The organism is Streptomyces sp. NPDC031132 (genome assembly GCF_055570595.1).
The window spans coordinates 616,383-640,471 of record NZ_JBVIGX010000001.1 but is presented as its reverse complement, the minus strand read 5'-3'; the positions used below and the strand labels follow the sequence as shown (position 1 = coordinate 640,471).

Annotated in this window: 22 protein-coding genes; 6 read left to right on the top strand and 16 right to left on the bottom strand. The window is 72.2% G+C overall.

What is annotated here, in order from left to right; all coding sequences use genetic code 11:
* Positions 1 to 130: 130 nt before the first annotated feature.
* On the bottom strand, positions 131 to 1,087 hold the full coding sequence (locus ACZ49B_RS02905) for a bifunctional riboflavin kinase/FAD synthetase (RefSeq protein WP_468299790.1): 957 nt from the start codon (positions 1,085 to 1,087) through the stop codon (positions 131 to 133).
* Between the two features lie 228 nt (positions 1,088 to 1,315).
* On the opposite strand from ACZ49B_RS02905, the gene ACZ49B_RS02900 reads away from it, so the two are divergent.
* Both ACZ49B_RS02900 and ACZ49B_RS02895 read left to right on the top strand, forming a co-directional pair.
* A complete protein-coding gene (locus ACZ49B_RS02900) occupies positions 1,316 to 1,918 on the top strand; it encodes an RNA polymerase sigma factor (RefSeq protein WP_468299788.1) in 603 nt (200 codons plus the stop codon).
* Positions 1,915 to 2,535: a hypothetical protein gene (locus ACZ49B_RS02895; protein WP_468299786.1), complete on the top strand. Its 621-nt coding sequence runs from the start codon at positions 1,915 to 1,917 to the stop codon at positions 2,533 to 2,535. The genes ACZ49B_RS02900 and ACZ49B_RS02895 overlap by 4 nt, the downstream gene beginning before the upstream one ends.
* A gap of 207 nt (positions 2,536 to 2,742) precedes the next feature.
* Here ACZ49B_RS02895 and truB read toward each other — a convergent pair whose 3' ends face one another.
* The 7 genes from truB to rimP all read right to left on the bottom strand — a co-directional run bounded on the left by truB (position 2,743) and on the right by rimP (position 9,787).
* Positions 2,743 to 3,651, bottom strand: coding sequence for a tRNA pseudouridine(55) synthase TruB (truB, locus tag ACZ49B_RS02890; RefSeq protein WP_468299784.1), 909 nt, complete (start codon positions 3,649 to 3,651; stop codon positions 2,743 to 2,745).
* Positions 3,648 to 4,109: a 30S ribosome-binding factor RbfA gene (rbfA, locus tag ACZ49B_RS02885; RefSeq protein ID WP_030708679.1), complete on the bottom strand. Its 462-nt coding sequence runs from the start codon at positions 4,107 to 4,109 to the stop codon at positions 3,648 to 3,650. Before rbfA ends, truB begins: the two co-directional genes overlap by 4 nt.
* 27 nt (positions 4,110 to 4,136) lie before the next feature.
* Positions 4,137 to 4,430 (bottom strand): DUF503 domain-containing protein, encoded by a 294-nt coding sequence (locus ACZ49B_RS02880; protein WP_030161467.1) that lies wholly within the window; start codon positions 4,428 to 4,430, stop codon positions 4,137 to 4,139.
* A 153-nt stretch (positions 4,431 to 4,583) separates the two neighbouring features.
* Positions 4,584 to 7,721, bottom strand: coding sequence for a translation initiation factor IF-2 (gene infB, locus ACZ49B_RS02875; protein WP_468299782.1), 3,138 nt, complete (start codon positions 7,719 to 7,721; stop codon positions 4,584 to 4,586).
* A gap of 148 nt (positions 7,722 to 7,869) precedes the next feature.
* Positions 7,870 to 8,157: a YlxR family protein gene (locus ACZ49B_RS02870; protein WP_078622365.1), complete on the bottom strand. Its 288-nt coding sequence runs from the start codon at positions 8,155 to 8,157 to the stop codon at positions 7,870 to 7,872.
* A gap of 119 nt (positions 8,158 to 8,276) precedes the next feature.
* The gene (gene nusA, locus ACZ49B_RS02865; RefSeq protein ID WP_468299780.1) at positions 8,277 to 9,287 is read right to left on the bottom strand and encodes a transcription termination factor NusA; all 1,011 of its coding nucleotides are present in this window, start codon (positions 9,285 to 9,287) and stop codon (positions 8,277 to 8,279) included.
* A 2-nt stretch (positions 9,288 to 9,289) separates the two neighbouring features.
* Positions 9,290 to 9,787 carry a ribosome maturation factor RimP gene (rimP, locus tag ACZ49B_RS02860; RefSeq protein ID WP_468299778.1) on the bottom strand — a complete coding sequence of 166 codons (498 nt, stop codon included), beginning with the start codon at positions 9,785 to 9,787 and terminating at the stop codon, positions 9,290 to 9,292.
* A gap of 114 nt (positions 9,788 to 9,901) precedes the next feature.
* Here rimP and ACZ49B_RS02855 point away from each other — a divergent pair, with 114 nt between their 5' ends.
* The 4 genes from ACZ49B_RS02855 to ACZ49B_RS02840 are packed head-to-tail and all read left to right on the top strand — an operon-like array spanning position 9,902 to position 13,099.
* Entirely contained in the window at positions 9,902 to 10,501 is a 600-nt protein-coding gene (locus tag ACZ49B_RS02855) for a hypothetical protein (RefSeq protein ID WP_468299776.1), read from the top strand.
* Positions 10,498 to 10,956 (top strand): ferritin-like domain-containing protein, encoded by a 459-nt coding sequence (locus tag ACZ49B_RS02850; protein ID WP_468299774.1) that lies wholly within the window; start codon positions 10,498 to 10,500, stop codon positions 10,954 to 10,956. The genes ACZ49B_RS02855 and ACZ49B_RS02850 overlap by 4 nt, the downstream gene beginning before the upstream one ends.
* A gap of 16 nt (positions 10,957 to 10,972) precedes the next feature.
* Entirely contained in the window at positions 10,973 to 11,875 is a 903-nt protein-coding gene (locus ACZ49B_RS02845; RefSeq protein ID WP_468299772.1) for an aminoglycoside phosphotransferase family protein, read from the top strand.
* Between the two features lie 42 nt (positions 11,876 to 11,917).
* On the top strand, positions 11,918 to 13,099 hold the full coding sequence (locus tag ACZ49B_RS02840) for a slipin family protein (protein WP_468299770.1): 1,182 nt from the start codon (positions 11,918 to 11,920) through the stop codon (positions 13,097 to 13,099).
* An 89-nt stretch (positions 13,100 to 13,188) separates the two neighbouring features.
* Here the strand turns inward: ACZ49B_RS02840 and ACZ49B_RS02835 are convergent, their stop codons facing one another.
* The 8 genes from ACZ49B_RS02835 to ACZ49B_RS02800 form a co-directional block, all read right to left on the bottom strand.
* Positions 13,189 to 14,886 carry a proline--tRNA ligase gene (locus tag ACZ49B_RS02835; RefSeq protein WP_468299768.1) on the bottom strand — a complete coding sequence of 566 codons (1,698 nt, stop codon included), beginning with the start codon at positions 14,884 to 14,886 and terminating at the stop codon, positions 13,189 to 13,191.
* Between the two features lie 43 nt (positions 14,887 to 14,929).
* Entirely contained in the window at positions 14,930 to 15,502 is a 573-nt protein-coding gene (locus tag ACZ49B_RS02830; RefSeq protein ID WP_468299766.1) for a GNAT family N-acetyltransferase, read from the bottom strand.
* 139 nt (positions 15,503 to 15,641) lie between these two features.
* Positions 15,642 to 16,487 carry a GNAT family N-acetyltransferase gene (locus ACZ49B_RS02825; RefSeq protein WP_468299764.1) on the bottom strand — a complete coding sequence of 282 codons (846 nt, stop codon included), beginning with the start codon at positions 16,485 to 16,487 and terminating at the stop codon, positions 15,642 to 15,644.
* Between the two features lie 162 nt (positions 16,488 to 16,649).
* A complete protein-coding gene (gene ispG / locus ACZ49B_RS02820; protein ID WP_383515159.1) occupies positions 16,650 to 17,807 on the bottom strand; it encodes a flavodoxin-dependent (E)-4-hydroxy-3-methylbut-2-enyl-diphosphate synthase in 1,158 nt (385 codons plus the stop codon).
* A gap of 175 nt (positions 17,808 to 17,982) precedes the next feature.
* A complete protein-coding gene (locus ACZ49B_RS02815; protein WP_468299762.1) occupies positions 17,983 to 19,284 on the bottom strand; it encodes a M50 family metallopeptidase in 1,302 nt (433 codons plus the stop codon).
* Positions 19,281 to 20,534, bottom strand: coding sequence for a 1-deoxy-D-xylulose-5-phosphate reductoisomerase (dxr, locus tag ACZ49B_RS02810; RefSeq protein ID WP_468299760.1), 1,254 nt, complete (start codon positions 20,532 to 20,534; stop codon positions 19,281 to 19,283). Before dxr ends, ACZ49B_RS02815 begins: the two co-directional genes overlap by 4 nt.
* Before the next feature lie 20 nt (positions 20,535 to 20,554).
* Positions 20,555 to 21,907 (bottom strand): hypothetical protein, encoded by a 1,353-nt coding sequence (locus tag ACZ49B_RS02805; RefSeq protein WP_468299758.1) that lies wholly within the window; start codon positions 21,905 to 21,907, stop codon positions 20,555 to 20,557.
* Positions 21,908 to 21,984: 77 nt separating this feature from the next.
* Positions 21,985 to 23,928: an acyl-CoA dehydrogenase family protein gene (locus tag ACZ49B_RS02800; RefSeq protein ID WP_468299756.1), complete on the bottom strand. Its 1,944-nt coding sequence runs from the start codon at positions 23,926 to 23,928 to the stop codon at positions 21,985 to 21,987.
* Between the last annotated feature and the right edge of the window lie 161 nt (positions 23,929 to 24,089).

Here is a 24,089-nt window from a genome sequence, read left to right as displayed (position 1 = left end):
CACCAACACCCCCCCCCCCCCCCCCACCTCCCCCCCCCCCCCCCCCCACCCAACCCACAAACCCCCCCCCCCCCCCCCCCCCGGGCCCCCCCCCCCCCCCCCCCCCGCGCCGGGGGCGGCCGCCCGCGGCTCAGTGCTCCGCGTCGTACGTCTCGGTCAGCGTCCGCGCCCGCTTCACGTCGTCGGCGATGGCCTCGAGCAGGCCGTCCAGCGATTCGAACTTCGCCATGCCGCGCACGTACGCGAGGAAGTCCACGCTCACGTGCAGGCCGTACAGGTCCAGGCCGATCCGGTCGATCGCGTACGCCTCCACGGTCCGCTCGGTGGCGTCGAACTGCAGGTTCGTGCCGACCGAGATCGCCGCCGGCATCCGCTCGCCGTTGGCCGTGAGCCAGCCCGCGTACACGCCGTCCGCCGGGATGGCGGTGTGCGGGGCCGTCTCGACGTTGGCCGTCGGGAAACCGAGCTCGCGCCCGCGCTGGGCACCGCGCACGACGACGCCCTCGACCCGGTGCGGCCTTCCGAGGATCTCGGCTGCACCCGCCATGTCTCCCTCTGCGACCAGCCTTCGAGCCAGGGTCGAGGAGAACGGCACGCCACCGCCCGCCGCGCCCCGCTCGACGAGGTCCACAACGTCGACCTCGTAGTCGTACGTGCCGCCCAGCTCGCGGAGGAAGTCGACGTTTCCGGCGGCCCGGTGGCCGAAGCGGAAGTTCGGGCCCTCGATGACGGCCCGCGCGTGCAGCTTGTCGACGAGCACCTTCACGATGAAGTCGGCCGGGGAGAGCTGCGAGAACTCCGCCGTGAACGGCAGGATCAGCAGCGCGTCCACCCCCAGCCCGGCCATCAGTTCGGCACGGCGGTCGTACGCGGCCAAGATCGGCGGGTGGCTGCCCGGGCGCACGACCTCGCTGGGGTGCGGGTCGAAGGTGACGACGACCGACGGGACGCCGAGCGCGCGGGCCTTGGCCACGGCCCGCCCGATGATCAGCTGATGGCCCCGGTGCACACCGTCGTACGAGCCGATGGTGACGACGCTGCGTCCCCAGTCCTGGGGGATGTCCTCCAAGCCACGCCAGCGCTGCACTGTGACCGCTCCTCGCCCGAACCGTGTAGGCCCTGTCCTGGTTGCCGATTGCAGGTCTAAGACTGCCATGCCCGTGCCCGGGGCCCCGCATCGGCATCTGGCTGGGGGCGCTCTGTGTCATCTCGGCAGGGCCGAGCCCCGGCTCGCGGATGTAACGGCGGGGGCGGCTGCGGCCAAGTAAGGGGTAGAGGGGCCGGTACGGGTCCCGGACACCAGGGAGGGGGCCCGGTGGGCAGCACCGAGCAGGAGACCGTGCCGGCGGGGATCGGACCGCCGGATCTGACCACGCCCGAAGGATTCGGGGCGTTCTACCAGGAGCACATAGACGCGGTTCTGGGGTTCGTCACGCGCCGCGTCGCCGACCCGCATCTGGCGGCGGACCTGACGGCCGACATCTTCCTCGCGGCGTTGAAGGCCGCTCCGGGCTACCGGTCCGACCGGGGCGTCCCGGTCGCCTGGCTGTACGGCATCGCGCGGCGTGTCCTGGCGGGTCATGCCCGCGGCCGTGCTCGCGAGCGCGGCGCACTGGAGCGGCTGAGCGGCCGCCGGCTGCTCGACGACGAGGACGTCGCCGCGCTGGAGGAGCGGATCGACGCCCAGCGGGCGTTCCGGGCGCTGGCGGAGAGACATGCCGCCCTCTCCGAGCCGCTTCGAGCCGTCCTCGACCTGGTCGTCGTCGACGGGCTCAGCCCGGCCGAGGCCGCGCAGGCCCTCGGCGTCACCCAGGCCACCGTCCGGGTCCGCCTGCACCGCGCCCGGCGCATTCTGCGGACCGCGCCCACGCCGCCCGAACACACCGTCCCTGCACACCAGTTGGAGGCAGCACGATGAACGGCAGGCCCACCCGGTTCGAGGAGCGTCTCAAGGAGGAGCTCCTGGCGATCGCCGCCGACCGGAGCAGGCTCGAGGAGCAGGCCGACTTCGCCGTCCGCTCCCCCGCCCGCCGGTTCCGGATGCCGCTCGCCATAGGCGTGGCAGCGGCGGCGGCCGCCGGCCTCTTGGTCGCCCTGCCGGCGGTCGGCGACGACGGGGGCTCTTCAGCCGCGTACGCCGTGACCACGGGCAGCGACGGGACCATCACGGTCAGGCTCTTCCATCCAGAGGGGATGCCCGGGCTCGAGGGCGAGCTCCGCGCGCTGGGCGTCAGCGTCGCCCTGGTTCCCAAGGTCCCGGCGGCGCAATGCGCCCAAGGGCCGGCCGGTGGTTTCGACTCCGCGGAGGGTCTGCTCGGCAGCGACGGCAGCGGATTCGTACTGAAGATCAACTCGACGACGCTTCCGCCGGGGCGCACGCTCGTGCTCGGACAGTCGCGGGCCAACCCCAAGGCGGTGTCCTTCGGCTCGCTCAAGACGGCGCTGGTGCCGTCCTGTCTCCCCGAGTACCCGGGCCCGCCCGCGCCCCCGGCGCCGGACAGCGGCATAAAGCCTGGTGGGGCCGCGGGAGGGTAGTGGGCTTCGGCGGGGGCGGCCGGCGCCTTCACGCCAAGAGGAGGAGCACGGGTGGCAAAAGCGCCCCCTTACGCTCCCTCCAGTCACTCCGCGCGCCTGCTCGGACGGGTGAATCCGGGGGTCCGGCTGGATAGACACCTACCCGAGGGGGGTCGTGGAGCGGTGAGCAGCAGGCGATGTGCGCTCACCGCTCCACGTCAAAGCGGATCAGACGAAGACGGCCAGTGACTTCGCCTTGCCGCCCTTGCTCTCCACGAGCCCGAGCAGCTGGCCCTCCGGCCCGTAGACCGCCACCGTCTTGCCGGCGGGGTACGCGTCCGGCATCTCGATCCGCACGCCGTTGGCGAGCAGCGAGGCCCGCCGGGCGTCCAGGTCCCAGCGCGGGAAGGCGGCGGCTGCCGCTTCGCCGATCGGCATGACGGTCAGCTCCTCCTGGAGCTGGTCCAGGGTCCGCGCCCGGTCGATCTTGTACGGGCCCACCCGGGTGCGCCGCAGCGCGGTGAGGTGCCCGCCGACGCCGAGGTCGGCGCCCAGGTCACGGGCCAGGGCACGGATGTACGTACCGCTGGAGCAGACCACGGAGACCACCAGGTCGACGACCTTGGTGCCGTCCTCGGCCTCCGCGTCCCGCATGTCGTACACCTGGAACGAGGAGATGGTCACCGGCCGGGCCGGGATCTCGAAGTCCTCACCGTCCCGCGCGCGCTTGTAGGAGCGCACGCCCTTGATCTTGATGGCGCTGACCTTCGACGGGATCTGCATGATCTCGCCGGACAGCTTGGCGATGCCCTTGTCCACGGCCTCTCGGGTCACCGCGGAGGCGTCCGTCGAGGAGGTGATCTCACCCTCCGCGTCGTCCGTCAGGGTGTTCTGACCAAGGCGGATCGTCCCGAGGTATTCCTTCTCGGTGAGCGCGAGGTGGCCGAGGAGCTTGGTGGCCTTCTCCACACCCAGGACGAGGACGCCCGTCGCCATCGGGTCGAGCGTGCCGGCGTGGCCGACGCGGCGGGTCTTGGCGATCCCGCGCATCTTGGCGACCACGTCGTGCGAAGTGAAGCCGGACGGCTTGTCGACGATGACAAGGCCGTCCGGAGTCTTCCCTGCGTTGGTGCTCATTCCGCGGCTGCGTCCTCGTCGGAGTCGTCGGCGTCCTCACCGGGCTTCTTGTACGGGTCGGCGTCGCCGGCGTACTGGGCGCCGGAGGACACCTCGCGCACCTGGGCATCGGAGGTCCGAGCCTTCTCGAGGAGGTCCTCGATGGTCTTGGCGTTCTCCGGGAGGGCGTCCGCGACGAAGGTCAGGGTGGGCGTGAACTTGGTGCCCGCCGCCCGGCCGACCGCGGAGCGCAGTACGCCCTTGGCGCTTTCGAGACCCGCTGCCGCGCTGGCGCGGTCCTCGTCGTCACCGTAGACCGTGTAGAAGACCGTGGCCTCCCGCAGGTCGCCGGTGACCCGGGTGTCCGTGATGGTCACGTGCGTACCGAGGCGGGGGTCCTTGACACCACGCTGCAGCTTCTCGGCCACCACCTCCCGGATGAGGTCCGCCAGCTTCTTCGCCCGCGCATTGTCGGCCACTGGTCCGTCTCCTTCTTTGTCTTGCAATCAGTCTTCATCACCGTGCAGCCGCCGTCTCACCGACAGCAGCTCCACTTCCGGACGTGCCGCGACCAGCCGCTCGCAGCGGTCCAGTACGTCCGAGAGGAACCCCGTGTCCCCACTGACCAGCGCGACCCCGATACGGGCCCTGCGGTGCAGATCCTGGTCCCCCACCTCGGCCGCGCTGACCGAGAACTTGCGCTGGAGCTCGGCCACGATGGGCCGGACGACGGAGCGTTTCTCCTTCAGCGAGTGGACGTCGCCGAGGAGCAGATCGAAGGACAGAGTCCCCACGTACATTCAGTTCCGGATATCCCGCCGGTGCGGGTTCGGTGGCCTGCCGGCCGTCGCGCGGCAGGGTCACCAGAACCGTACACGCAACGGCCGGGGCCGATCGACGGATATTCCGTCGACCGGCCCCGGTGTTACGACACGGTACGAACCGCCTCGCGCTTACGCGCGGGGCTTCTCGCGCATCTCGTACGTCGCGATGACGTCGTCGATCTTGATGTCGTTGAAGGAACCGAGGTTGATACCACCCTCGAAGCCCTCGCGGATCTCGGTGACGTCGTCCTTGAAGCGGCGCAGACCGGAGATGGTGAGGTTCTCGGCGATGACCTTGCCATCGCGCAGGAGCCGCGCCTTGGTGTTGCGCTTGACCTCGCCGGAGCGGATGAGGACACCCGCGATGTTGCCCAGCTTGGACGAGCGGAAGATCTCGCGGACCTCCGCCGTACCGAGCTCGACCTCTTCGTACTCCGGCTTGAGCAGACCCTTGAGGGCCGCCTCGATCTCCTCGATGGCCTGGTAGATCACCGAGTAGTAGCGGACGTCGACACCCTCGCGGTCCGCCATCTGCGCGGCACGGCCGGCCGCACGGACGTTGTAACCGATGACGATGGCGTCGGAGCCCATCGCCAGGGCGATGTCGGACTCGGTGACCGCACCCACACCGCGGTGCAGGACGCGGATGTCGACCTCTTCGCCGACGTCGAGCTGGAGCAGCGAGGACTCGAGAGCCTCGACCGCACCGGACGCGTCGCCCTTGATGATGAGGTTGAGTTCCTGGACCAGACCGGCCTTGAGGACCGAGTCGAGGTCTTCCAGGGACACCCGGCGGACGCGCTTGGCGAAGTTGGCGTTGCGCTCACGCGCAGCACGCTTCTCGGCGATCTGACGGGCGGTGCGATCCTCGTCGACGACGAGGAAGTTGTCGCCGGCGCCGGGGACGTTGGTGAGACCCAGGACCAGGACGGGGGTCGACGGACCCGCTTCCTCGACGTTGTTGCCCTTGTCGTCGAGCATGGCGCGCACTCGGCCGTAGGCGTCGCCCACGACCATCGTGTCGCCGACGCGGAGGGTACCGCGCTGGACGAGGACGGTGGCGACGGCACCGCGGCCGCGGTCGAGGTGGGACTCGATCGCAATACCCTGAGCGTCCTGCTCGGGGTTGGCACGCAGGTCGAGCGAGGCGTCGGCGGTGAGGACGACGGCCTCCAGCAGGGAGTCGATGTGCAGACCCTGCTTGGCGGAGATGTCGACGAACATCGTGTCGCCGCCGTACTCCTCGGCGACCAGACCGAACTCGGTGAGCTGACCGCGCACCTTGACCGGGTCGGCACCCTCGACGTCGATCTTGTTGACCGCGACGACGATCGGGACGCCGGCGGCCTTGGCGTGGTTCAGCGCCTCGATCGTCTGCGGCATGACGCCGTCGTTGGCCGCGACCACGAGGATCGCGATGTCGGTCGACTTGGCACCACGGGCACGCATGGCGGTGAACGCCTCGTGACCCGGGGTGTCGATGAAGGTGATCTTGCGGTCTTCACCGTTGACCTCGGTGCCGACCTGGTAGGCACCGATGTGCTGGGTGATGCCGCCGGCCTCGCCCGCAACGACGTTCGTCTTGCGGATGGCGTCGAGCAGTCGGGTCTTACCGTGGTCGACGTGGCCCATGACGGTGACGACCGGCGGACGCGGCATGAGGAATTCCTCGCCGCCCTCGTCCTCGCCGAACTCGATGTCGAAGCCCTCGAGGAGCTCGCGGTCCTCTTCCTCCGGGCTGACGATCTGAACCTGGTAGTTCATCTCGCCGGCCAGCATTTCGAGGGTCTCGTCGGAGACGGACTGCGTGGCAGTGACCATCTCGCCGAGGTTCATCATGACCGCGACCAGCGACGCCGGGTTGGCGTTGATCTTCTCGGCGAAGTCGGTGAGGGACGCACCGCGCGACAGGCGAACGGTCTCGCCGTTGCCGCGGGGCAGCATCACGCCGCCGACCGACGGGGCCTGCATGGCCTCGTACTCCTGGCGCCTCTGACGCTTCGACTTGCGACCGCGACGGGCGGGCCCGCCGGGACGGCCGAAGGCACCCTGCGTGCCACCACGGGCACCGGGACCGCCGGGACGGCCACCGAAGCCGGGACGACCGCCGCCACCGGCGCCGGCCGGGCCGCCGCCGAAGCCGCCGCCACCCGGACGCGGGCCGCCGAAGCCGCCGCCGCCCGCGGGACGCGAGCCGGGACCGGCCGGACGGCCGGCGAAGCCGCCGCCACCGGGACGACCGGCGCCACCACCGGGACGCGGGCCGCCGGCACCGGGACCACGGCCACCGGGGCCGCCACCGGGACGGGGACCGGGACCACCGGCAGCGGGACGCTGCGGCATCATGCCCGGGTTCGGACGGTTACCACCGGGAGCACCACCCGGACGCGGGGCGCCGCCCTGCGGACGGGGCATGCCGCCCGGGGTCGGACGACCCGCACCGGCACCCTGCGGACGCGGAGCGCCGCCGGGGCCACCCTGCGGGCGGGGAGCACCCTGGCCGCCACCGGCGCCGGGGGCACCGGGACGGGGAGCGCCGGCCGGACGGGGCGCCTGCGGGCGCGCCATGCCGGTGGAGCCACCAGAGGTGAACGGGTTGTTGCCCGGACGGGGACCGGCCGGACGGGCGCCCTGCGGACGCGGGGCCTGGCCACCGGGACCGGCGGGACGCTGTCCCTGGCCGCCGGGGGCGGAGCCGGCCGGACGCGGAGCGCCGGGACGGGCACCGGCCTGGCCACCCTGGGCCGCGGGACGCTGCTGCGCCGGACGCGGGCCGGGGGTCGCGCCGGGACCGGCGGGACGCTCGGTGCGCGCCGGAGCGGCCGGGGCCGCCGGAGGCGCGGAGAACTCGGTCGCCACGGGAGCCGCCGGAGCGGGCTTCGGGGCGGCCGGAGCCTTGGGACCGGGACGCGGGCCGGAAGCGGCCGGAGTCACCGGGGCGGACGCGCTGGGAGCCGGAGCCTCGGCAGCGGCCGGCTTGGGGGCCGGTGCGCCGGGCTTGGGGGCAGCGGGACGTGCAACAGCACCCGGGGTGGGAGCCCCGGGCTTGGCGGGCGCGGCCTTGCGGGGCGCACCCGGCTTCGCAGCGGACTTGCCGGCGTTGCCGCCGGGCCCCTGCAGTGCGTCAGTCAACTTGCGTACAACCGGCGCCTCGATCGTCGAGGACGCCGAACGGACGAACTCACCGAGTTCCTGGAGCTTGGCCATGACGACCTTGCTCTCAACTCCGAACTCCTTGGCGAGTTCGTATACCCGGACCTTAGCCACTTCGCTCCTTTTAGGTCCGGGTTACGCCGGACCGTCGCTACTTCATGGGCGTACTCATCGCGTACTCATCGAGTGCTCATCGCAATCTCGACCTACTTCCAACTCGCGAGGTACCTGACCGCACGGGGTATCCGTGCCGTACTACTTCTTACGGTGTCGCCTCGGCCACGACGGCCACGGCTTTGCTCAGTCCGGTCGTGTCGAGTGCTCCCGGGGACCGAAGGGCCCGGGGGAACGCTCTGCGACGGACCGCCTTGTCCAGACAGACCACGGCAGGGTGCACATAGGCGCCCCGGCCGGGCAGCGTACCGCTTGGATCAGGGACGCATTCGTCCCCGATCGCCACGATGCGCAGCAGATCGCTCTTGGCCGCTCGCTCCCGACACCCCACACAGGTGCGTTCGGGGCATGCGCGGGCTTGCGTCCGGCCAGACACGCCTAAGTCTACCTCCCCGCACCGACCTCACCCCTTCGGGCGAAAAATCGAACGGATGTTGTCGAGATCTGCTGTCTTGATCCTGTCTACCCGCCGGACAGCTCCGGCGGGTAGCGGATTTATTCCCCGTCCCGGCCCCGGTCGGCGTCCGGGGACACCTCGGTGTCGGGACGGATGTCGATGCGCCAGCCGGTGAGCCGCGCGGCGAGGCGGGCGTTCTGGCCCTCCTTGCCGATGGCCAGCGACAGCTGGTAGTCGGGCACGGTCACCCGGGCGGAGCGCGAGTCCCAGTCGACGACGTCGACCTTGCTCACCCGGGCGGGTGACAGCGCGTTCGCGACCATCTCCGCCGGGTCGTCCGACCAGTCGACGATGTCGATCTTCTCGCCGTGCAGCTCGGCCATGACGTTGCGCACACGGGCACCCATCGGGCCGATGCAGGCGCCCTTCGGGTTGAGGCCCGAGCGGGTGGACCGTACGGCGATCTTGGTGCGGTGGCCGGCCTCGCGGGCGATCGCCGAGATCTCGACGCTGCCGTCCGCGATCTCCGGGACCTCCAGCGCGAAGAGCTTCTTCACCAGGTTGGGGTGGGTGCGCGACAGGGTCACGGACGGGCCGCGGACACCCTTCGCCACCCGTACGACGTACGCCTTGATCCGCAGACCGTGCGTGTACTCCTCGCCGGGGACCTGCTCCTGCACCGGCAGGATGGCCTCGAGCTTGCCGATGTCGACGAGGACGTTCTTGGGGTCCTTGCCCTGCTGGACGACACCGGTGATGACGTCGCCCTCACGGCCGGCGAACTCGCCGAAGGTCAGGTCGTCCTCGGCGTCGCGCAGACGCTGCAGAATCACCTGCTTGGCGGTCGTCGCGGCGATCCGGCCGAAGTCCGACGGGGTGTCGTCGAACTCCTTGGCCTCCTGCCCCTCCTCCAGGTCCCGCGGGTCCTCCGTCGCCCACACGACGACGTGGCCGTTGGTGCGGTCCAGCTCCACGCGCGCGCGCCGGAAGCTGCCCTCGGTGCGGTGGTACGCGATGAGGAGGGCCGACTCGATCGCCTCGACGAGCAGGTCGAAGGAGATCTCCTTCTCCCGGACCAGACCCCGCAGGGCACTCATGTCGATGTCCACGGCTACGCCTCCTCTTCCTTCTTGTCCTTGCGGTTGAACTCGATCTCGACCCGCGCCTTGGCGATGTCGGCAAAAGCAATACGACGGGCGGTCGCCTTGCGGCCCTTCACGCCCGGAACCTCGAGGTCCATTCCCTCGTCGTCCACGTCGAGGATGCGGGCGATCAGTTCCCCGCCCTCGACCGGCTGGAACTTCACGAGGCGGCCGATCGCCCGTACGTAGTGACGGTGCTCGGTCAGCGGGCGGTCGGCGCCCGGCGAGCTCACTTCGAGGACGTACTCGTCCTCGCCCATCACATCGGATTCGTCGAGCTTGTCGGAGACCTCGCGACTCAGCTCGGCACACGCGTCCAGTTCCACGCCCTCGTCGGAGTCCACGATGATGCGCAGCATCCGGCGCTTGCCGGCCTTGGACATCTCGATGTCCTCGAGATCCAGGCCCTTGGCGGCGACGAGCGGCTCCAGCAATCCGCGCAGCCTGTCGCTCTGGGTGGTGCTCATCCGGGTGACTCCTCGGCCGCGTGTGCTGTTGTGGTTTACGTCGCGTGTCAGGTCAAAGGGTATCCGGTCGCGGAGGGTGTTGCCGTCCTCCGTGGGGACAGGGCCCCGGGTACGGTGATCACACCCTGCTCCGTCACCACCTTCGAGGACGTCGCCGTGCCCTGGACTTCGCCTTTGCGGCTCTCCCGCAGGAGCCTGCTCGCCGGCGCCGCCGGCGTGGCCGGCACCGCGCTGCTCACCGGGTGCTCCGACGGGGACGGCTCGCCGGACACCGCGGCCGGGGTTCCACTCGAACGGCGGATGCGCGAGACGGCCGTTCGGGACAGCGAGCGGCTGCTGGAACGTTACGACGCCACCGCCGCCGCCCATCCGGCCCTGGCCGCGCGCCTCGCACCGCTGCGGGCCTCGGTCGCCTCGCACACCGGCGCACTGGCCTCCGCGGACTCCGCGCCCGGCAAGCCCGCGGGCTCCGCCTCGCCCTCCGCAGCCGCCTCCGCGCCGGCCGGGGCCCCGGCGGTGAGCGGCGAGCCCGTGCCGCCGAAGCCCGAAGAGGCCCTGACCGCCCTCGCGGACGCCGAGCGGAGCCTCGCCGAGGCCCGGACCATCGCCCTGGCCGGGGCGCCCGGGGAGCTGGCCCGGCTGCTGGCCTCGGTGGCCGCGTGCGGCGCCGTACACGCCTACCTGCTGACCTCGCCCCAGGGAGCCACGCCGTGAAGCCCGATCCCTCCCCCGCGAACCGCGCCCTCGAGGCCGCGCAGTCCGCGCTCGCCGCCGAGCACGCGGCCGCGTACGGCTACGGGGTCATCGGCGCGCGCGCCTCCTCCGCGCGCTCCGCCGAGGCCCGCGAGGCGCACGGAGGCCACCTGTCCCGGCGGGACGCGCTCGCCCGGACGGTGCGCGAGATGGGCGGTTCGCCGCGGCCCGCGGAGGCGGCGTACGCGCTGCCCTTCGAGGTGCGCACGCCGGCCGATGCCGAGCGGCTGGCCGCCGAGATCGAGGACCGGGTGGCGGGCGCATACTCCGATCTGGTGCGGGCGGCGGACGGCCGGCTGCGCCGCGAGGCGGCCGACGCGCTGAGCGCCGCGGCCGTGCGCGCGGCACGCTGGCGTGGTGTCGGCGTAGCCTTCCCTGGGCTCACGGAACGTGGAGAACGAGCCCGGACCAGCTGAAAGGGATCACGCACGCATGGCTTTCGAACCGCCGCAGCGGCTTGTACGGGCGCTCGGCGAGACGCCGGAACCGGCGCAGAACGCGGACTGGCTGGGGCAGTTGCCCCGGCTCGCCGAGGAGGCGCTGGCCCGGCGTGGGGTGCTGGCCCAGCGGGTGCAGGCCCCGGGAGGCCGGAGCAGTCTGGTCGTCCTCGTCCACTACGCCGACGGGACCCCGGCCGCGGTGAAGCTGGCTCCGCAGTCCGCGCGGCCCGACCGGGAGCTGGCCGCGCTGGCCCACTGGGGCGGGTTCGGCGCCGTACGGGTCCTCGACACCCGGCACCACGAGGAGGACGGGGCGCTGCTGCTGGAGCGGCTCCACCCGGAGGTGTCGCTGCGGTCGCTTCCGGAGGCGAAAGCCCTGCTGGAGGCGAGCGGGACGCTGCGCAGGCTGTGGGTGGCCCCTGCGGCGGGGCACCCGTTCGAGACGGTGGCCGAGCGGACCGCGCAGCAGGCCGAGGTGCTGCGCAAGGCCCCGCCGGAGGCCGAGGCGCTGGCGTCCGCCGCGCTCGCGGTCCGCGAGGAGCTGACGGCGCTGCCCGGCGAAGAGCTGCTGCTGCACGGAAACTTCCGGCAGGGCAAGGTGCTGGCGGGCGAGCGGGCGCCGTGGCTGGCGGTCGGCCCGGACCCGCTGGTCGGGGAGCGCGCGTACGACCTGGCCCGGCTGGTCCGGGACCGGCTGGAGGACCAGGTCGCGTCCTCGGCGGGGGCGGCGGGCGCCCGGCGCCGGGTGAACAAGCTGGCCGACTCCCTGGAGGTGGACCGGGACCGACTGCGGGGCTGGACGCTGTTCCGCGCGGTGGAGTCCGGGAACCGGGCGCTGGCGGCGGGGCGGCGCCGGGACGCGGAGCTGCTGCTGGAGTTCGCGGCCTGGCTGTAGGGCATACCGTAGATACGGGTAGGTGCCCCGCAGGAGGCCGTCATGGTCCAGGAACTGCTGACAGCGGGAATCGCAGCGGCCGTGGGAGTCGCGGCGTACGCGGGCGTGGCCGCACGGGTGGTGCGGCAGTACGAGCGGGGCCTGGTCTTCCGCTTCGGCCGCCTGCGGGAGGGGGTCCGTGCACCGGGCTTCACCATGATCCTCCCGTTCGTCGACCGCCTGCACAAGGTGAACATGCAGATCGTGACGCTGCCGGTGCCTGCGCAGGAGGGCATCACGCGGGACAACGTCACGGTGCGGGTGGACGCGGTCGTGTACTTCAAGGTCGTGGACCCGGCGAACGCGATCATCGAGGTGGAGGACTACCGCTTCGCGGTCTCGCAGATGGCGCAGACCTCGCTGCGCTCGATCATCGGCAAGTCGGACCTGGACGATCTGCTGTCCAACCGCGAGAAGCTGAACCAGGGCCTGGAGCTGATGATCGACAGCCCGGCGGTGGGGTGGGGCGTGCAGATCGACCGGGTCGAGATCAAGGACGTCTCGCTGCCGGAGACGATGAAGCGGTCGATGGCACGGCAGGCGGAGGCGGACCGCGAACGGCGGGCGCGGGTCATCAACGCGGATGCGGAGCTTCAGGCTTCGAGGAAGCTGGCCGAGGCGGCGGCGGTGATGTCGGAGCAGCCGGCGGCGCTCCAGCTGCGTCTGCTGCAGACGGTGGTGGCAGTGGCGGCGGAGAAGAACTCCACGCTGGTCCTTCCGTTCCCGGTGGAACTCCTCCGCTTCCTGGAACGAGCGGCCCCGACGCAGCCGCCGACGGACCCGACGCCGCCCCCCGGCCCGACGCTGAACGCCTCGTCGGCCCCCGACCCCGCGCTGAACGCCTCGCCGGACGCCGGCCCCGCGCTGGCCTCGCCGACTCCCGACCCGGAACTCAACGCCTCGCCGGACGCCGGCCCCGCGCTGAACGGCTCCCCGGACGATGGCCCCGCAGTGGACGGCTCCCTGGACCCCGGCCCCGCAGTGGACGGCTCCCTGGGCCCGGGCCCCGCGTTGGACGGCTCCGCGGACCCCGGGCCCACGTTGAACGGCTGCCCGGATTCGGGCCCCGTGCCGGAAGGCTTGCCGCACGCGGGACCGAGCGTGGACGGCTCGCCGGGCCCGGCCCCGGGCGCCGCCGGGCGGGGCTCCGGGGCACCTGGCACGGACGAACCGCAGGCCGGCTGATCGTTGCCGCTGCGCGGGGCTCTTCTCGCCGCCCCGCCCTTTCTCCGTTTCCCGGGCTCTGTCCGGACCCGCGCCTCAAACGCCGGCCGTCAAGCCGTCAAGCGGGACAGGGCTTCGCTCAGGGGGAGTTCCTCGCGGGTGCCCGTGGCGCGGTGTTGGAGTTCGACCACCTCGTCCGCCGAGCGGCGGCCCGCGACCAGGATCCACGGGACACCGATCAGCTCCGCGTCCGTGAGCTTCACGCCCGGCGACAGACCGGGCCGGTCGTCCAGCAGGACCCGCAGCCCGGACCCCGCCAGGGCCTCGGCGGCCCGCTCCGCCAGCGCCAACGGCACCGCCTTGCCCGCCGCCACCACGTGGACGTCCGCCGGGGCCACCGCCGCCGGCCAGGCCAGGCCCTTCTCGTCCGCGGTCTGTTCGGCCAGCGCGGCCACCGCCCGCGAGACGCCGATGCCGTACGAACCCATCGTGACCCTGACCGGCTTGCCCTCCCGGCCGAGCACGTCCAGCCCGAACGCGTCCGCGTACTTGCGGCCCAGCTGGAAGATGTGCCCGATCTCGATCGCGCGGTCCAGCCGGAGGCCGGCCCCGCAGCGCGGGCAGGGGTCGCCGGGCTCGACGACGACCACGTCGAGGTACTGGTCCACCTCGAAGTCGCGCCCGCACACCACGTTCCGGGCGTGCGTGTTGTCGCGGTTGGCTCCCGTCACCCACGAAGTGCCGGGCGCGACACGGGGGTCGGCCAGGTAGCGGACCTTGCCGAGGCCCTGCGGGCCCACGTAGCCGCGTACCAGGTCCGGCCGGTCGACGAAGTCCTCGGCCGTCACCAACTCCACCACCGCCGGGGCCAGATGCTCGCCGAGCTTGCCGAGGTCCACCTCCCGGTCACCGGGAACGCCCACGGCGACGATCTCGCCGTCGACCTTCACCAGGAGGTTCTTCAGCGTCGCCGACGCCGGCACGCCCAGGTGCGCCGCCAGCGTCTCGATCGTCGGGGTGTCGGGGGTGTCCACCTCCTCGAGCGCGGGGTGCTCGGCGTCCACCGGCGTCAGCGCGAAGGTGACCGCCTCCGTGTTCGCCGCGTAGTCGCACGACGGGCAGTCCACGAACGTGTCCTCGCCCGCCGGCGCGGGTGCCAGGAACTCCTCGGACGCCGAGCCGCCCATCGCGCCCGACACCGCGGACACGATGCGGTGGTCCAGGCCGAGGCGCTCGAAGATCCGCTGGTACGCGGCCCGGTGCAGGGCGTAGGACTCCGCGAGGCCCTCGTCGCTCACGTCGAAGGAGTACGAGTCCTTCATCTGGAACTCGCGCCCGCGCAGCACGCCGGAACGCGGCCGGGCCTCGTCGCGGTACTTGGTCTGGATCTGGTAGAGCATGACCGGCAGGTCCTTGTAGGACGTGCACTGGTCCTTCACCACCAGGGTGAAGATCTCCTCGTGGGTGGGGCCGAGCAGGTAGTCCGCGCCCTTGCGGTCCTTGAGCCGGAAGAGCAGGTCCCCGTACTCCGACCAGCGTCCGCTGACCTCGTAGGGCTCCTTCGGCAGCAGCGCCGGGAGCAGCACCTCCTGGGCCCCGATGGCGTCCATCTCCTCGCGGACGATGCGCGAGACGTTGTCGAGGACCTTCTTGCCGAGCGGCAGCCAGGTCCACACGCCCGCGGAGCTGCGGCGGACGTATCCGGCGCGGACGAGGAGCCGGTGGCTGAGGGTCTCCGCGTCGGCCGGGTCCTCGCGGAGGGTCTTGGCCATGAGGCGGGACATGCGCTGCACGTGTTGCGATGACATGACGGGAGGCTACCCGGGGCACCCGGCGCCCCGGAAACCCGTTTCAGGGACGGCGCAGCGGCAGCGGGGCCCCCATCACGGCGTACGGGAGGCTCGCGCTCGGGAAGTGCACCTGGCGGGCCAGGTCCGTGTAGCCGAGGGACCGGTAGAGCCCGCGGGCCGGGCTCTCGGTGTCGATGGCGGAGAGGATGGAGCGGGGCTCCTCGGCGGCGTCGGTGAGCCGGGTGATGAGGGTGCGGCCGACGCCGTGGCCCTGGAAGCCGGGGTGGACGTGCAGCTCGGTGATCACGAAGGCACCGTCGAGCCAGCCGTCGTGACCCTCGGCCCGCAGGTACGGCTCGACGACCGAGGACCACCAGTACGCCCGGTCGTTCGGCATCCCGTACACGAACCCGGCGAGGGCGCCGTCCTCGGTGAACGCGCCGAGGGCGCGGGCTCCGCGGCAGGTCATGTGGCGCTGCACGATGTAGCGCCGGATGCCGACCTCCTCCTCGCTGAGCCCGAAGGCCACGGCCTGCACGCGCAGCGCCTCGTCCACGCGGTCGGCGAGGTCCAGGGAGCCGATGCGGAGTCCGGCGGGCCGGTCGGGGTCGTCGCCCCCGGGGGTAGGCAGCATGCCGCGACCTTACTGGGCGTTCCCCCACCCCGTCCGTACGGCCCCCACCCCTACCGCGCTCAGCCCCGCCGGCGTTCGAGGCGCGGGGGTTCGGGGGCGGCGCCCCCGACGACGACGGTGCACCGAACGGAGCGGCGCGTCAGAACAGCACGCTCATGAACGCGCCCACCTCGCGGAAGCCGACGCGGCGGTACGCGGCACGGGCCGCGGTGTTGAAGTCGTTGACGTACAGGCTCACCACGGGCGCGACATCGCGCAGCGCGTACTCGACGACGGCCGCCATCCCCGTCTCGGAATGCCCGCGGCCGCGGAACTCGGGGTCCACCCACACGCCCTGGATCTGGCAGGCCCTGGCGGTCGCGGCGCCGATCTCCGCCTTGAAGACGACCTTGCCGTCCTCGATGCGGGCGAAGGAGCGGCCGGTGGCGACCAGCTCGGCGACCCGGGCCTGGTAGAGCAGCCCGCCGTCGCCGGCCATCGGCGAGACGCCGACCTCCTCGGTGAACATGGCCACGCAGGCGGGCATGATCAGGTCCATCTCGTCCTTGCGGATCCGCCGCACCAGCGGGTCGGGGCGCACGTCCGCGGCCGCCTGTTCGGTGACCATGAGCGGCTGGTGGGAGCGGACGTCGCGGGCGGGTCCCCAGCTGGGCTCCAGGAGCCGCCACAGCAGCCGGGTGGCGTCGGCGGGGCCGACGATGGAGGAGCAGCGGCGGCCGGTGCGGCGGGCCCGGTCGGCGAAGGCGCGTACGGCGTCGGAGTCGGCGCAGACGGGGACCAGGTTGGCGCCCGCGTAGCAGAGGGAGCGCAGTTCCCCGTCGGCGTAGTAGCCCCACATTTCGCCGCCCAGCCGCCAGGGGTCGAGTCCGGCGACCTGGACCCGGGAGGTGACGAAGGCGTTCTCGACCGGCTCGCGTCCGAGGACTTCGAGGGCGGCGTCGAGATCACTGGGCTCAAGGACCCGGGTGGTGGTCTGCGTCAACACTGGGGCCTCACCATACAAGTCTGCTGATCTCCGAACTGTACCCGCCGCCACCGGAGGATGCCTGGTCCCACGGGTCACGAAAAAGCCCCGGCCCCGCCCGCGAGCTGCGGGAACGGGGCCGGGGCCGATGCGTGCGGGGCGCCGCCGGGGCGCCCGGGGTGCTCAGACGCCGATGGCGACGGTAGGCTCGCCGGACATCACGCCGTCCTTCTCCATCTGCTCGGCGATCTTCATCGCCTCTTCGATGAGGGTCTCCACGATCTTCGACTCGGGGACGGTCTTGATGACCTCGCCCTTCACGAAGATCTGGCCCTTGCCGTTGCCGGAGGCGACACCGAGGTCGGCCTCGCGGGCCTCGCCCGGGCCGTTGACGACGCAGCCCATGACCGCGACGCGCAGCGGGACCTCCATGCCCTCCAGGCCCGCCGTGACCTCCTCGGCCAGCTTGTAGACGTCCACCTGGGCGCGGCCGCAGGACGGGCAGGAGACGATCTCCAGGCGCCGCGGCTTGAGGTTCAGCGACTCCAGGATCTGGATGCCGACCTTCACCTCCTCGACCGGCGGGGCCGAGAGGGAGACGCGGATGGTGTCGCCGATGCCCTCGGAGAGCAGCGCGCCGAAGGCGACGGCGGACTTGATGGTGCCCTGGAAGGCGGGGCCGGCCTCGGTGACGCCGAGGTGCAGCGGGTACGTGCACTGGGCGGCGAGCTGGCGGTAGGCGTTGACCATGACGACCGGGTCGTTGTGCTTGACCGAGATCTTGATGTCGCTGAAGCCGTGCTCCTCGAAGAGGGAGGCTTCCCACAGCGCGGACTCGACGAGCGCCTCGGGGGTGGCCTTGCCGTACTTCTTGAGCAGCCGGGCGTCGAGGGAACCGGCGTTGACGCCGATGCGGATCGGAGTGCGCGCGTCGTTGGCGGCCTTCGCGATCTCCTTGACCTTGTCGTCGAACTGCTTGATGTTGCCCGGGTTCACGCGGACGGCGGCGCAGCCGGCGTCGATCGCGGCGAACACGTACTTGGGCTGGAAGTGGATGTCGGCGATGACCGGGATCTGCGACTTCTTCGCGATGACGGCGAGGGCGTCGGCGTCGTCCTGGGTCGGGCAGGCCACGCGGACGATCTCGCAGCCGGAGGCGGTCAGCTCGGCGATCTGCTGGAGCGTGGCGCCGATGTCGGAGGTACGGGTGGTGGTCATCGACTGCACCGAAACGGGTGCGTCGCCACCGACGGCCACCGAACCGACCTGGATCTTGCGGCTGACCCTGCGGTCGGCAAGCTTCGTCGGCACGGCCGGCATTCCGAGAGAGATGGCAGTCATCTGCTGTGCAACCCCAAGGTGTGGATCAAGGTCCCGAGATCGGCGGGCTCCAGGCTTCGAGATTACGCCAACCACGGGGCGGCCCCTGCATCCGAGGGCCCGGAACACCCGAACGTAGGGAGCCGGGCACGAAGCGTGCCCGGCTCCCCGTAAGGCTGACGCACATGCGGACGTACTAGGTGATCTTGATCGGGTTCACCACGTCGGCCACGAGCACGAGCAGCGTGAAGCAGACGAACACTCCTGCCACCACGTACGCGGCGGGCATCAGCTTCGCCACGTCGAACGGGCCGGGGTCGGGGCGCCGGAAGACCCGGGCCACGGTGCGCCGGACCGACTCCCACAGGGCGCCCGCGATGTGCCCGCCGTCGAGCGGGAGCAGCGGGAGCATGTTGAACAGGAACAGCGAGAGGTTGAAGAACCCGACGAGCTGAAGGAAGAACACCAGCCGCTGCTCGGCCGGGATGTCCAGGGTGGCGATCTCGCCGCTGATCCGGGCCGCGCCGACGATGCCCATCGGGGAGTCGGGCTCGCGCTCGGCTCCGCTGAAGGCCGCGTCCCACAGGGCCGGGATCTTGGCGGGCAGCTTGAGCAGCCCCTGGACGCTGTTGTCGACGACCTCGCCCATGTGGTCCACGGACTGGCCGAAGGACAGCGGGGCGATCTCGCTCTTCGGGCTGAAGCCGAGCCAGCCGGCCGTCACGTACTGGCCCTTGACGTACCCGCCGTGGCCGTCCGTCTTGGCGACCTTGTTCTCGATCAGGTTGACCGGGAGGGTCTGCTGCTTCCCGTCCCGGACGACCGTGACCGTGGCGGGGCCGACGGTGTCGCGGATCTGCTTCTGCAGGGCGGCCCAGTCGACCACCTTGTGGCCGTTGAACGCCACGATCCGGTCCCCGGCCAGCAGGCCGGCGGCCTTGGCCGGGGCGACCGGGTCTCCGGCCTTGCAGATCTCGCGCTTCTCGCTCTGCTGGATGACGCACGGCGAGACGTTCGCGACCTGCGTGGTCGTCTGGTTGATCCCGAAGGTCATCCAGACGCCGAAGAAGATCGCCAGCGCCAGCACCAGGTTCATGAACGGGCCGGCGAACATCACGATCACGCGCTTCCACGGCCTGCGCGTGTAGAACAGCCGCGTCTCGTCGCCGGGCTGGAGCTCCTCGTACGCCGCCGAGCGCGCGTCCTCGATCATCGAACGGAACGGCGAGGTCGACCGGGCGGTCACCTTGCCGTCCTCGCCGGGCGGGAACATCCCGATCATGCGGATGTAGCCGCCCATCGGGATGGCCTTGATCCCGTACTCGGTCTCGCCCTTGTGGCGCGACCAGATGGTCGGGCCGAAGCCGACCATGTACTGGGGCACGCGGATGCCGAAGAGCTTGGCCGTCGAGAGGTGGCCGAGCTCGTGCCAGGCGATGGAGACGAGCAGCCCGAATACGAAGATGAGTATTCCGAGCACCGTCATGAGTGCTGTCATGCGCGCGCCTCCACGGCGGCCCGGGCCGCCATCTCCTGTGCCCGGGCCCTGGCCCAGGTCTCCGCTTCGAGGACGTCTGCGACGGTGAGAGAAGTTCCCGCGTCCGGCGTCCCGTGCTCATCGACCACGGCAGAGACCGTATCCATGATTGCTGTGAACGGCAGCCGACCGGCCAGGAACGCCTCGACGCACTCCTCGTTCGCCGCATTGAACACGGCGGGGGCGGTGGAGCCAAGGCCGCCCACGTGCCGGGCCAGTCCCACCGACGGGAAGGCCTCGGTGTCCAGCGGGAAGAACTCCCAGGTCGACGCCTTGGTCCAGTCGAAGGCGGGGGCCGCGTCCGGGACGCGCTCGGGCCAGCCGAGGCCGATCGCGATGGGTCCGCGCATGTCCGGCGGCGTGGCCTGGGCGAGCGTGGAGCCGTCGGAGAACTCCACCATCGAGTGGACGTACGACTGCGGATGGACCACGACCTCGATGCGGTCGAAGGGGATGTCGTAGAGCAGGTGCGCCTCGATGACCTCCAGCCCCTTGTTGACCAGGGTCGCCGAGTTGATGGTGATCACCGGGCCCATGGCCCAGGTGGGGTGCGCGAGGGCGTCCTCGACGGTGACGCCGGCCAGCTCGGCGCGGGTGCGGCCGCGGAAGGGCCCGCCGGAGGCGGTGACCACGAGCTTGCGGACATCGGCCCGGGTGCCGGCGGCGAGGGCCTGGAAGAGGGCCGCGTGCTCGGAGTCGACCGGGATGATCTGGCCGGGCTTCGCGAGGGCCTTGACCAGCGGTCCGCCGACGATCAGCGACTCCTTGTTGGCCAGGGCCAGGGTGCGGCCCGCCCGCAGCGCGGCGAGGGTCGGCGCGAGGCCGATGGAACCGGTGATGCCGTTGAGGACGGTGTGGCACTCGGAAGCGGCGAGCTCGGTCGCCGCGTCGGGCCCGGCCAGGATCTCGGGCAGCGGCTCGGAGGCGCCGTACTGGGCGTTCAGCGCCTCCTTCAGGGCCGGTACGACGTCCTCGCGGGCGACGGCCACGGTGTTTACGCGCAGCTGCCGGGCCTGCTCGGCCAGCAGCCCGACGCGCCCGCCGGCGGCGGACAGCGCGGTCACCCGGAACCGGTCGGGGTTGCGCAGGGCGAGGTCGATGGCCTGGGTCCCGATGGACCCGGTGGACCCGAGGATGACGATGTCCCGCCGGCCGGCCGCGGGGTCGAAGAGGAGGTGCGGATCGGCGAGGGGGGCTGGGCGGTCGCTCATGCCCCCATTGTTGCCGCAACTCAGGAGCGGTTGGACACGGAGTCCCCGTGAACGGCCCCGGCGAGCAGTTCGGGCAGCGTCCCGGCGAAGTCCGGGAGCGCGCGGGCGGCCCGCCACCAGGCGTCGGCGTCGTCGCCGAGGGCGGCTTCGAACAGCCGGTCCGCCTCGGCGCGGGCGGCGAGGACGGCCGGGTGGTGGTCGTGGCGGTCGGGGTGGTCCACCTCCCCCAGCCAGTGGCCCTCGTCCAGGGCCCACGCGGCGGGCGCCTTGTACCGGATCACGTCGGTGCCCGCCAGGATCCCGGCGTCGAGGCAGGCGCGGACCCACCGGATGTCCTCGCGCAGATCGCCCATGGCGTTGGGCACCCCGAGGCTGGCGAGGGCCAGCTCGCGGTTCACGCTGTCGTCCGGCTCCCACGGGGATCCCGGCGCGAGGGCGTCCACGGCCGCGGCGAGGCCGGGTATCGCGGCCTGCGGCGGCTGCTGCGGCGGCGCGGCCCCGGCGGCGACCGCGGCCGCCAGCTCGGGCAGGGTGCCCGTGAACCCGGGGGCGTGCCGCTGCAGCTCGGCCCACAGCCGGGGGTCGTCGCCGAGCGCCGGGCGCAGCACCCGCAGCAGGGCGGAGCGCATCCCGGCCCATTCGGCCAGGTTCCAGCCGAGGCCGCCGACGGCGTGGGCCTGCCCGAGGAGCAGGGCCCGGTGGGCCGGTGCGACGGCGGCCGCGACCTCGTCGAAGGTCAGGGTGCCGGTCCGGACGGCGCGGACCGGCGGCCGGTGCCATCCCGGGCCGTACGAGGTCTGCGCGCGGGTGTCGAGCAGGGCGAGCCGGGCCCGCCGGTCCAGATCGGCGACCAGCAGCAGGGCCTCCACGGAGCCGGGCGGCAGCGGGGCGCGGGCGTGCTCGCGCAGCAGGGTCTCGGTGTCGAGCTCGTACGGGAGGGCCAGCACGTCGAGCGGGATGCGCGGGCGGCGGCTGCCGTGCCGGCGCAGCAGCCCGATGAGCTCGGGGCCGGTCAGCGGCGGCCCGACGGGCTCCGCGCCGCTCGGCGGCCCGAGCGGGCGGCCGAGCTCGGCGCCGAGGGTGGCGAGCAGTTCCGGCGAGGGGCCGGGGCGGGCCGCGTACCGCGCGGGGCCGGGCAGGCCGGGCAGGGGGCGGCCGTGCACCTGCGGGCTGCGGGCGATGGTGCGGCGGTCCTCGTCGGTGCCCTCGCGCAGCAGCAGGGTGACGGCGGAAGCCGGCAGGTACTCGTCCCGGCACAAGAAGCGGCGGGTGGGCCCGTCGAGCCGCCCGAGGAGGTCGGAGGCGACGGCGTCCGGTGCGTGGCGCAGCAGGAGCGCCACGCACCAGGCGAGCCGTCGGCTCTCCCTGTCCACGTTCACATGCATCCGCTTCCCCGGGTTCCCTGTCGCCAGTGTCGTACGCCTGACGGGCACCCGGCGATGATCGCAGGTCAGCGGATGGGGCGGTGGACGTTCTTCTGAGTCGAGGGGCCGGGGGTGGCGTCCGCGATCCAGGGGCCGTCGCCGGAGGGGTCGAGCACGCCCTCCTCGAGCCAGGTGTAGGTGCCGGAGAGCACCCCGGCGACGACCTTGCGGTCCAGGTCGTCGGTGTTGGACCAGAGCCGGCCGAAGAGCTCCTCGACGCGGATCCGGGACTGCCGGCAGAAGGCGTCGGCCAGCTGGTAGGCCTCGCGGCCGTGTTCCCCGGAGGCGCGCAGGTGCTCGGCGCGCACGCAGGCGGCGCTCATCGCGAAGAGCTCGGCGCCGATGTCGACGATCCGGCCGAGGAAGCCCTGCTTGGTCTCCATGCGGCCCTGCCAGCGGGACATGGCGTAGAAGGTGGACCGGGCGAGTTTGCGGGCGCTGCGCTCGACGTAGCGCAGGTGGGCGGAGAGGTCGGGGTGGCCGCCCGGGTGGAAGGCGCGGTACGCGCCGGGGACCTGGCCGGGGCCGGTGGCGAGCTTGGGCAGCCAGCGGGCGTAGAACCCGGCGGCGCGGGCTCCGGCCTTGGCCTTGTCGCCGAGCGCCTTCTCGGGGTCGATGAGGTCGCCGGCGACCGACAGGTGGGCGTCGACGGCCTCGCGGGCGATCAGGAGGTGCATGATCTCGGTGGAGCCCTCGAAGATCCGGTTGATGCGCAGGTCGCGCAGCATCTGCTCGGCGGGGACGGCGCGCTCGCCGCGGGCGGCCAGCGACTCGGCGGTCTCGAAGCCGCGCCCGCCGCGGATCTGGACGAGCTCGTCGGCCATCAGGCAGGCCATCTCGCTGCCGTAGAGCTTGGCGAGGGCGGCCTCGATGCGGATGTCGTTGCGGTCCTCGTCGGCCATCTGGGAGGCGAGGTCGACGACGGCTTCGAGGGCGAAGGTGGTGGCGGCGATGAAGGAGATCTTGGCGCCGACGGCCTCGTGGTTGGCGACCGGGCGGCCCCACTGCTCGCGGACGGCGGACCATTCGCGGGCGATCTTGAGGCACCACTTCCCGGCGCCGACGCACATGGCGGGCAGGGACAGCCGGCCGGTGTTCAGCGTGGTCAGTGCGATCTTGAGCCCGGCGCCCTCGGCGCCGATGCGCTGCGAGGCGGGCACCCTGACCCGGTGGAAGCGGGTGACGCCGTTCTCCAGGCCGCGCAGGCCCATGAAGGCGTTGCGGTGCTCGACGGTGATCCCGGGGGAATCGGCCTCGACGACGAAGGCGGTGATCCCGCCCCGGTGGTTCTCCGACTTCGGCACCCGGGCCATCACCACCAGCAGGTCCGCGACGACCCCGTTGGTGGTCCAGAGCTTCACTCCGTCGAGGACGTACGCGTCCTCGCCGTCGGGGACGGCGGTGGTGGCGAGGCGCGCCGGGTCGGAGCCGACGTCCGGCTCGGTGAGCAGGAAGGCGCTGACGGCGGTCGTCGCGCAGCGCGGCAGGAAGGTTTCCTTCTGCTCCTGCGTGCCGAACATCTTCAGCGGCTGGGGAACGCCGATCGACTGGTGCGCGGAGAGCAGGGCCCCGATGGCGGGGCTGACGGAGCCGACGAGGGCCAGCGCCTTGTTGTAGTACACCTGGGTGAGGCCCAGGCCCCCGTACTTGGGGTCGATCTTCATGCCGAGGGCGCCGAGCTCCTTGAGCCCGCGCAGGGTCTCGTCGGGGATCTTCGCCTCGCGCTCGATGCGCGCGCTGTCGATCTCGGTCTCGCAGAACGCCCGTAGCCGGGCCAGGAAGGCCTCGCCGCGCCGGACGTCTTCGTCCGCCGGCATCGGGTGCGGGTGGATCAGGTCGAGCCGGAAGTGCCCCAGGAAGAGTTCCTTGGCGAAGCTGGGCTTGCGCCAGTCCTGTTCCCGGGCCGCTTCCGCGACCTGCCGTGCCTCGCGCTCGGTCACCTTGGGCTGTGCGGGCTGTGTTGCGGACATGAGGGGACTCACCTCGCCGCCGGAGTCGGTGGTACCGGCCTACTGGCCGGTGCTACCTGTGAGTCGTACCCGGTCCGGCCCTCCGGGAAAAGCCGGGGCGGTCCGAGTGAGGGAAAACCGGCCCGCGCGCCCGGCTACCGCCTGGCGAGTGAGCCGAACGG